Here is a 977-nt window from a genome sequence, read left to right as displayed (position 1 = left end):
CTCGGCTCACTTCTCGGCGCAGGAGTTCAGTATCGGCGTCATCGCCTTCACATGCTCGTCGATCCACCCGAGCACTTTCCCCGCGACAACGTCGCGCTCAGGCAGATGCCACCAGTGCTCGTTGACGAGTTCGACGGTCTCGACCACTGCCTTCAGGACTGGCGGCTCCGGATTGCACGGTTCGCAAATGCTTTCCATCGCGGTGCTGCTAGCGCCTTGAACGAGCGCTCTCCTCCAAGCGAAAGCGCCATGGCGTCCGCGGGAAGATATGGCACGGTCGACAGTAGGTCGTAGATTGGTGAAAGGGCCGGCTTAAAGCCGTTTCCGCGATAGATCAACGACCAGTTCTTCAGGTGCATGTCGCCATTGCCGGTGATGACAGTCAGCGCCAAGCGGCGGACGAATTCGAGAGCCGCCGTAGTCAAGACGGCCACGCCAAGAGCCGAGGCTATGTCATGGTAAGCAGCGCCCTCGTATTTGCGCGAGGGATAGACACCGAAGACCTGAGCAAAATCCTCAATGTGAATCCTATCGCCATCGGCGCCGCGATCGAAGCGTTTGACGAGAAGGACCTTGCCCTCCGACAGCGTGTTGAATTCTTCGGGAATGCCCTCAAAATTGGACTTCTCGACCAGTTCGCATTCAGGCACCTCCATGCCGATTGCTGCGGCCAGCGCCAGGTTGGCGAATTCGTTCTCCGAAACGCCCGGAAACACCGTTGAAGAAAACTTGGCGATGTACCGGCCTTGCTCGTCGTCCATCGGCAAGGTAAGGCCCCCGCCTTTTCCAGTTTCCATTCTGACCGACAGCTTCATCTGCACGCCGGCAAGTGAGAACCGTGCCTTGGGGTCATCCTTTGAAGCATCCTGCGAAACCGCTATCGCGCCGTCACTGGGCGACGCCCGTACGGCTCCCGGCAGATCGGCGCCCAGCGCCGCTAAGAGATCGAAATCATTGCCTGGCCGGACATTGCCTTC

The 977-nt window shown here is 59.2% G+C and carries 1 pseudogene; it reads right to left on the bottom strand.

Features of this window, described 5'->3' with window-relative positions:
• Positions 1-6 precede the first annotated feature (6 nt).
• A pseudogene (locus tag NKH04_RS33090) lies at positions 7-977 on the bottom strand (type II toxin-antitoxin system HipA family toxin); the annotation flags it as partial.

Source organism: Mesorhizobium sp. M1365, from assembly GCF_040317865.1.
Lineage (GTDB): Bacteria > Pseudomonadota > Alphaproteobacteria > Rhizobiales > Rhizobiaceae > Mesorhizobium.
Note: the sequence above shows the minus strand (reverse complement) of the source record. Positions and strands in the feature narration are given on the sequence as shown.